At 72.6% G+C, this 7,935-nt stretch carries 7 protein-coding genes; 2 read left to right on the top strand and 5 right to left on the bottom strand.

From position 1 onward, the window contains the following. Both AB4880_RS01950 and AB4880_RS01945 read left to right on the top strand, forming a co-directional pair. On the top strand, positions 1-532 hold a 532-nt coding region (locus AB4880_RS01950), incomplete at its 5' end, for a GNAT family N-acetyltransferase (RefSeq protein ID WP_367917513.1). Next, entirely contained in the window at positions 525-1,037 is a 513-nt protein-coding gene (locus AB4880_RS01945) for a MarR family winged helix-turn-helix transcriptional regulator (protein WP_367917512.1), read from the top strand. The genes AB4880_RS01950 and AB4880_RS01945, both read left to right, overlap by 8 nt. Positions 1,038-1,139: 102 nt before the next feature. Here AB4880_RS01945 and ettA read toward each other — a convergent pair whose 3' ends face one another. The 5 genes from ettA to AB4880_RS01920 form a co-directional block, all read right to left on the bottom strand. Next, positions 1,140-2,822 (bottom strand): energy-dependent translational throttle protein EttA, encoded by a 1,683-nt coding sequence (ettA, locus tag AB4880_RS01940; RefSeq protein WP_367917511.1) that lies wholly within the window; start codon positions 2,820-2,822, stop codon positions 1,140-1,142. Between the two features lie 64 nt (positions 2,823-2,886). Continuing rightward, entirely contained in the window at positions 2,887-3,294 is a 408-nt protein-coding gene (locus tag AB4880_RS01935) for a single-stranded DNA-binding protein (protein ID WP_367917510.1), read from the bottom strand. A 160-nt stretch (positions 3,295-3,454) separates the two neighbouring features. Then, positions 3,455-5,056 carry a GTPase gene (locus tag AB4880_RS01930; protein WP_367917509.1) on the bottom strand — a complete coding sequence of 534 codons (1,602 nt, stop codon included), beginning with the start codon at positions 5,054-5,056 and terminating at the stop codon, positions 3,455-3,457. Beyond that, positions 5,053-6,807, bottom strand: a complete 1,755-nt coding sequence (locus tag AB4880_RS01925; protein ID WP_367917508.1) for a GTPase family protein — start codon at positions 6,805-6,807, stop codon at positions 5,053-5,055. The genes AB4880_RS01930 and AB4880_RS01925 overlap by 4 nt, the downstream gene beginning before the upstream one ends. Next, the gene (locus tag AB4880_RS01920) at positions 6,804-7,925 is read right to left on the bottom strand and encodes a PrsW family intramembrane metalloprotease (protein ID WP_367917507.1); all 1,122 of its coding nucleotides are present in this window, start codon (positions 7,923-7,925) and stop codon (positions 6,804-6,806) included. The genes AB4880_RS01925 and AB4880_RS01920 overlap by 4 nt, the downstream gene beginning before the upstream one ends. Positions 7,926-7,935: the final 10 nt, after the last annotated feature.

The raw sequence follows: 7,935 nt of genomic DNA, 5'->3' as shown, positions 1-7,935 counted from the left end.
GGTCGGGCCCAAGCGCGACGACGCCAGCGTGTGCTGGTGCCTGAGCTATCGCATCCCGTCGAAGGTCAACAACGCGATGCGCGGCCAGGAGCGCGGCGCCTTCGTCGCGAAGCTGCTCGAGGACGGCCCGCTCGGCGTCCTCGCCTACGACGACGACACCCCGGTCGGCTGGGCCGCCGTCGCCCCGCGCGCCGACACCACCTTCGCCCGCAACCGGAAGATCCCGCACGTCGACGACCTGCCGGTCTGGTCGGTGTGGTGCATCCGGGTCCGCCCCGGCCATCGCGGCGAGGGGATCTCGCACGCGCTGATCCGCGGCGCCATCGACTACGCGCGCGCCGGCGGCGCCCCCGCCCTCGAGGCGTACCCGCTCGACAACGCCGGCGCCCGCGTCGACCAGACCATGGCCTACGCCGGACTGCGCACGAACTTCGAGGCCGCCGGCTTCCGCCACGTCGCCGACACGACGTCCGTCCTGAGCGGACACCCACGAGTGCTGATGCGGTTCGACTTAGACTCGCGGGGTGACTGAGGAGAGTGCCGCTTCCGTGGCAGTGGGCCACGAGCCGCGGTGGCTCGACGACGACCAGCAGCGGACCTGGCGGGCGTTCCTGCTCGGGACCACGCTGCTGCTCGACCGGATCGACGAGGACCTGCGCCGCGAGTACGGGTTGTCGGCGGTCGAGTACGAGATCCTGGTCCGGCTCTCCGAGTCCGAGGGCCAGCTCCGGATGGCACAGCTCGCCGCCGCCCTCGCCCACAGCCGCAGCCGGATCACTCACACGGTGAAGCGGATGGAGAACGCCGGCCTGGTCCGGCGCGAGGAGTCACCCGAGGACGGCCGCGGCGTCGTGTGCTGCCTGACCGACGCGGGCTACGCGATGCTCGTCACCGCCGCGCCGAGTCATGTCGAGACGGTGCGGCAGTCGCTGGTCGACCTGGTCGGCGACGAGGACTTCGCCGCGCTGGGCCGGGTCATGGAGGCGGTCTGCGACCAGCTCATCTGCGCGCACCCGGAGCGCGAGCTCCGGCACTGAGCGGCCGCTGCCTCGCCCGCCGGGCGGGGCCGGAACGCCGACGGCGCGGCCCGGGAGACCCGGACCGCGCCGTCGCGCGTCGTATGTGCGTCTGTCAGGTGATCAGTCGCGGGTGAGGCGACGGTGCGTGACCCGGTGCGGGCGCGCGGCCTCGACGCCGAGGCGCTCGATCTTGTTCTCCTCGTAGGAGGCGAAGTTGCCCTCGAACCAGAACCAGGCGCCCTCGTTGTCCTCGGTGCCCTCCCAGGCCAGGATGTGGGTCGCGACCCGGTCGAGGAACCAGCGGTCGTGGGAGGTGACCACGGCGCAGCCGGGGAAGTCGAGCAGCGCGTCCTCGAGGGACGAGAGGGTCTCGACGTCGAGGTCGTTGGTGGGCTCGTCGAGGAGCAGCATGTTGCCGCCCTGCTTGAGGGTGAGCGCGAGGTTGAGGCGGTTGCGCTCACCACCGGAGAGGACGCCGGCCTTCTTCTGCTGGTCGGGACCCTTGAAGCCGAACGACGCGACGTAGGCGCGGCTGTTCATCTCGAAGTTGGCGACCTTGATGAAGTCGAGGCCGTCGGAGACGACCTCCCAGACGTTCTTCTTGGGGTCGATGCCGCCACGGCTCTGGTCGACGTAGGAGATCTTGACCGTCTGGCCGACGTTGAGCTTGCCGGAGTCGGGCTCCTCGCTGCCGGTGATCATCCGGAACAGGGTCGTCTTGCCGACACCGTTGGGGCCGACGACACCGACGATGCCGGCGCGCGGCAGCGTGAACGAGATGTCGTCCCACAGGATCCGGCCCTCGAAGCCCTTGGTCAGGCCGTGGGCCTCGAGGACGACGTCACCCAGGCGCGGGCCCGGCGGGATGTTGATGTCGGCGGCATCGATCTTGCGGGCCTTGTCGGCCTCGGCCGCGAGCTCCTCGTAGCGCTGGAGTCGGGACTTGGACTTGGTCTGGCGCGCCTTGGCGTTGGAGCGCACCCACTCCAGCTCCTTCTCGAGCATCTTGGCGCGCTTGGCGTCCTTGGCGCCCTCGACCTTGAGGCGCTCCTTCTTGGTCTCCAGGTAGGTGGAGTAGTTGCCCTCGTAGCCGTGGATCGAGCCGCGGTCGACCTCGGCGATCCACTCGGCGACGTTGTCGAGGAAGTACCGGTCGTGGGTGACCGCCAGGACGGCGCCCGGGTAGGACTTGAGGTGACCCTCGAGCCACTGCACGGACTCGGCGTCGAGGTGGTTGGTGGGCTCGTCGAGGAGCAGCAGGTCGGGCTGCTGGAGCAGCAGCTTGCACAGCGCGACGCGGCGGCGCTCACCACCGGACAGGTTGTCGACGAGCGCGTCGGACGGCGGGCAGCGCAGCGCGTCCATGGCCTGCTCGAGGCGGCTGTCGAGGTCCCAGGCGCCGGCGTTGTCGAGCTCGGTCTGGAGCTCGCCGGTCTCGGCCATCAGGGCGTCCTGGTCGGCGTCGGGGTCGCCCATCTCCATGTAGGCGTCCTCGAGGCGCTTCATCTTGCCCTTGAGGTCGGCCACCGCCTCCTCGACGTTCTCGAGGACGGTCTTGCCCTCGGTCAGTGGCGGCTCCTGCTGGAGCATGCCGACCGTCGCGTCGGGGTCGCGGACGATGTCGCCGTTGTTGGGCATGTCGAGCCCGGCCATCAGCTTGAGCAGGGACGACTTGCCCATGCCGTTGGGGCCGACGACACCGATCTTCGCGCCGTGCAGGAACGACAGCGTCACATTGTCGAGGACCACCTTGTCGCCGTGGGCCTTGCGCACATTGCGAAGAGAGAGGACGTACTCAGCCATGGGGGCAAGGCTACGCAGGACACGCCCGTTCACCCATTCGGGGTGGCCCTCGCGAGACCGCCGCTCAGGCTGCCGACGTGGCCACCTCCTCGGAGTCGGGATCGGTCGTGGATCTGGCCTTGACGAAGGTGGCGGTGCCGCGGGAGAGGTCGTGGCCGAGGGCGATCGCGTCGACGTCGACGGCGACCACCTCGAGGCCGTGCTTGTTGACATAGGTGTGGTGGGTGAGGCGCCCGTGCACGATCACCGGGTCGCCCTGGTGGAGGGACTCGGCGGCGTGGCTGGCGAGGCGGCGCCAGGCACTCACGCCGTACCACTGGGTCTCGCCGTCGACCCACGCCCCGGCGGTCTTGCTGAAGTGGCGGGGCGTGCAGCCGATGCGGAAGTTGAGCACCGGCACACCGCCGATCTCGCGCAGGGTCGGGGTGGTGCCGACCCAGCCCTGCATGGTGACCAGCGTCGCGTTGGTCATGACCTGCTCCTCTCGTCGCGCCGGCCGCGGATGGGCCGGTCGTGACGAGTACACGTCAGGAGGAGGGTGGGGCGGGAGCGCGGCGGTGGAGCCTGGGGAGGAAGAGCCGCCGCGGAGCGCCCTGTGGACAGCTCCGGGACGCCGGTGTGACCGGTGGGACTCAGGAGCCGCTGGCGGCGGAGATCCCCCGGCGGAAGGCGGCGTACGACGTCAGCTCGGCGCCGATCGGACGGACCACCTCGCTCTCGAGCACCTGGTGCACGATCCCCCGCAGCCGCTCGTCGGCAGCCTCGGCCCGCTGGCGGGCGAGCCCGCCCACGAGCATCCGGCCGACGGCGGCGAGCAGCAGCCCGAGGACCAGCCCACCGATGCCGATCACGGCAGGCAGCGGCAGCCCGGCGATCTCGGTCAGGTCGCCGGTCGTGCCCTGCACGGCGGCCACGACCCACCAGGCGAAGCCACCGACAGCCGCGAGCAGGAGCAGCCAGTGCAGCACCCGGACGAGCGGCACCCAGGCCGGCAGCCGGACGCCGAGGTCGACGCCGCGCAGCTCGCGGTCGAGCCGCTCGCCGGTCGCGTCGAGCCCCGTCGTGGCGGCGGCGAGGACCCGCGGGGTCCAGGCGTGGCCCACGCCGGCGGCAGCCTCGTCGGCCAGTGCGCGGACGGTGGTGTCGAGGCCGGCCCGGTCGAGCGGCGCGACCCTCGGCTCTCCGGACAGGGCGGCGTCGTCGGAGCCGCGCCCCGCGAGCAGCGCGAAGGGCGGCCAGGCGACGGCCCGGCGGGCCTTCTCGCCGACGGTCCGCTCGATGCCCTCGACGACGGCGGAGACGCCGGCGGCGTCGGCGACGCGGTCCTCGACGGCCTCGATCCGGCTGCCGGGGAGCTCAGCGGCGGGCGTGGTGCCGCCGGCCTGCTCGAGCCGGCCGGCAGCGGCGGCGATGTCGGCCTCGACGCGCAGCGAGGTGCTCCGCTTGTCGCGGACCCGGCGCAGGATCTCGGCGCGGAGCTCGGCCATGCCGATGCCCTCCTTCGCGGAGATCCCAAGCACCTGGACGTCGGGCAGGCCGTCGGCCGCGAGCAGCCGGCGTACGTCGTCGATCATCGCCTGGCGCCGGTCGGCCGGCACCGTGTCGATGTGGTTGAGCGCGACCAGGATGACGTCCTGGTGGGTGCTCATCGGCTTGAAGTAGCGGTCGTGCACGGCCGCGTCGGCGTACTTCTGCGGGTCGAGGATCCAGACCATCAGGTCGGCGGTCGCGACCAGCCGGTCGACCTCGAGGTGGTGGGCCACCTCGGTCGAGTCGTGGTCGGGCAGGTCGAGCAGGACGACGCCGTCGAAGTCGGACTCGTGCGGGGTGTCGAGCATCGAGTCGCGCATGGTCTGGTGGCGCGGCGGGATGCCGAGCCACTGCAGCAGCCCGTCGGCGCCCTCACTGCCCCACACGACCGCCGTCGCCCACGAGGTCGTGGGCCGGCGGATGCCGACGGAGGAGAGCTCGAGCCCGGTCAACGCGTTGTAGGTCGAGGACTTGCCCGAGCCGGTCGCCCCCGCGATCGCCACGACCGTGTGGCGCGCGGACAGCCGCAGCCGGGCGGTCGACTTCTCGACGGCGGCGGTCACCTCGTCGAGCAGCGGGTCGGGCACCCGGCCGCGCGCGGCCTGGGCGGCCGCGTCGAGCCCGGCGACCAACGTCTCGATCACCGTGCCGCGCGTGGCGAGGTCCGTGGGGACCTGTGTCGCGTCGTCGAGTGCCTCCGTCACAGGTGTCCACCCATCCCCTTCTTCGCTGCGGCGAACCGCAGGTCATCCACGCGACGCGCGGCCTGCCGGAGCTGGTCCGGCGCGTCGGGCTTGAGCTCCCACTGAGCGGCGGGCGCGAGATAGCGGGCGCGCTCGGCGCCCATCAGCGTCGTCAGCCGGCGCGCGAGCGTGCCGCGCGCCTGGTCGACGACCCGCTTCGCACCGGCCGGCCCGAGCGTCGTCGCGAGGAGGCTCTCCCCCAGCCTCACCGACTCGGCCGACTCGCCCTGCGGCGTCGGCCCGGCCAGCGCGACGACGCCGAGCGCCACCGCCAGACCGCGCACGCCGAGGGCGAGGAAGCGCGCGCTGTGGCGGGCGTCGCCCGCCTCCTCGCGCACCAGCTCCTGGAGCTCGTCGTTCCAGCCCCGGATCTCCTGCTCGGCCCGCGTCCGCAGCCCCCGGCCCGCACGGGTCAGGTCGTCGGTCGTGGCCTGGAGCAGCGCGTCGCCGTAGTCCTTCTCGCGCCAGCCGGCGGCGGCCGCGGCGGCCGCCCGCTCGGCGTGGTCGACGACGAGCGTCTCGAGCGCCATCTCGATGGCGAGCCCGACCCGCTCGGCCTGCTGCGGCTTGCCCTTGATCGCGTTGACCAGGCGCTCGCGGACGAAGCCGACCTTGGCCTCCAGCGAGCGCACCAGCTCGCCGCTGCCGACGAACTCCTGCCAGCGCGCGAGGAGGTCGCCGCGCAGCAACGTGCCGTCGCCCGCGGCGGTGAGCAGCCCGGCCTGGGCGCCGTCGTAGACCTGGTCGGCGTGGGCGAGCAGCTCGCCCATGGCGCCGACCTGCAGGGCCACGGCGTCGGCGATCGGGAACGCCTTGCGGGTGACGGTGCGCACCGCGCCGGCGACGGTCTGGCTGACGACCTCGCGCTTGGTGGCCGAGTCGGCGGCGAGCGCGTCGAGCCAGCCCTTGATCTCGGTGCCGTACGACGCGGGCAGCAGCCCCTCGTCGCTCACGACGCCCTGCGGTACGGCGAACAGCGGGCTGTCCTTCAGCCCGCGCGCCGCCATCATCCGGGCCAGGTGGACCGACACCGTCGCGACGTCCTCGGCCGGCGTCCGGCTGAGCACCAGTGCGACCGCGGTGTTGCGCTCGACGGCGTTCTTGAGGTGGTCCCACGGGACCTGGTCGGAGTAGCGCGCGGCCGAGGTGACGAACAGCCACAGGTCGGCGGCGGACAGCAGCTGCGCGGCCAGCTCGCGGTTGCGCTCGTCGACCGAGTCGACGTCGGGCGCATCGAGGATCGCCAGTCCGCGCGGGACCTCGGCGCTCGGCACCAGCTGGATCGAGCGCTGGTCGGTGGTGGGCTGGCTGACCCGCGCGAGCTCGGGCAGCAGCCGGTCGGCGCCGAACCAGCCGCCGTCGTCGGGGTGGTGGACCAGGACTGGCGACATCGTCGTCGGCCGCAGGATGCCGGGCGTGGTGACCTTGGTGCCGATCAGGGTGTTGACCAGCGTGGACTTGCCGGCGCCGGTGGAGCCGCCGACGACGACGAGCAGCGGCGCCTCGGTCTCGGTCAGCCGCGGAATGATGTAGTCCTCGAGCTGCTCGATGATCTGCTCACGGCCCACGCGCAGCGCGCCGACCCCGGGGAGGTCGAGCGGCAGCGGGGCGCTGAGCAGGGAGCCGTGCAGGCGCACGACCTCGGTCAGCATCCGGCCCCCGAGCTGGTCGACGAGGTCGGCGCCGAGGAGGGGCTGGTGTCCGGGTGTCATCGCTGAGGTACCACCTGTCCGGGAAATGCGATTCGCGGACGGGCCGCCTGGATCCGACCGAGGAAGTCCTGTCCGCGGGTCTGCCAGTCACCGGGCGCGGTGCCGCGCAGGATCCGGTGATGCAGGTAGCCGAGCTCGATCGCGGCCTGCTGGTAGTCGCGCATCGCGCGCTCCGCCTGCGGGCCGCCGGCCTGCCGCGCGTACTGCCGGGCCTGACGTCGGGCCCGCAGGTCGACGACCCAGCCGATGTCGGTGGCCGGCAGCAGGCCGCGCTGCGCGGCGTCGGAGAGCGCGACGCGCAGCACGTGCGCCTCGGTCTCGCGCGACCACCAGGCCAGCGCGATCATGCCGAGGAACGCCGGGGCCATGATGACGACGTAGACGACGGCGAAGCTGCCGAAGCCGAAGACCGTGGAGCCGTTCCAGATCGCGTGGGCCAGGACGGCGAGCAGGTAGCCGCCGAGCGGCGCGAGCCAGCGCACCGGCTTGCTGCGCGAGGAGACCGCGAGGCCGACGCCGACGCCGGTGAACGCGGTGAAGAGCGGGTGGGCGAACGGGCTGAACACGCAGCGCACCAGGAAGGTGCCGGTGACCGCGCTGATGCCGCCGGGGCCCATGCCGTCGGTGCCGTTGTAGGCCGACGCGAGATAGAGGATGTTCTCGGTGAAGGCGAAGCCGACGCCGACCATGCCGGCGTAGACGATGCCGTCGAGGATGCCGTCGACCTCGGCGCGGCGCCACCACAGCAGCAGCACCAGGAAGAGGCCCTTGCTGGCCTCCTCGATGACGGGCGCGGCGACGGCCAGCGAGGTGTGGTCGGTGAAGCCGACGAGCAGGCCGCCGAGGCCCTGGATCACGATCGCCGCCATGGTCGCGACGAAGGCGCCCCAGGCCAGGCCGGCCACGAGCAGCGCGCGCGGCTCGGGCTCGTAGCGGTCGAGCCAGAGGTACGCCGCCAGCACCGGGCCCACGGGAAGCGCGGCGAGCGCGGTGGCGAGCAGTGTGATCGTCGGGGCCCCGGACAGGGCGAGCACGAGTAGAGTCAGCAGCGCGCCGAGCACCACCGCCACGGTCACGACGACCGTGAAGGCAACGCTGTTGCGACGTGGGGCTGACATGGGCGGCAGC

It is taken from the genome of Nocardioides ginsengisoli, assembly GCF_039537225.1.
In the GTDB taxonomy this organism is placed as follows: domain Bacteria; phylum Actinomycetota; class Actinomycetes; order Propionibacteriales; family Nocardioidaceae; genus Nocardioides; species Nocardioides ginsengisoli.
Note: the sequence above shows the minus strand (reverse complement) of the source record. Positions and strands in the feature narration are given on the sequence as shown.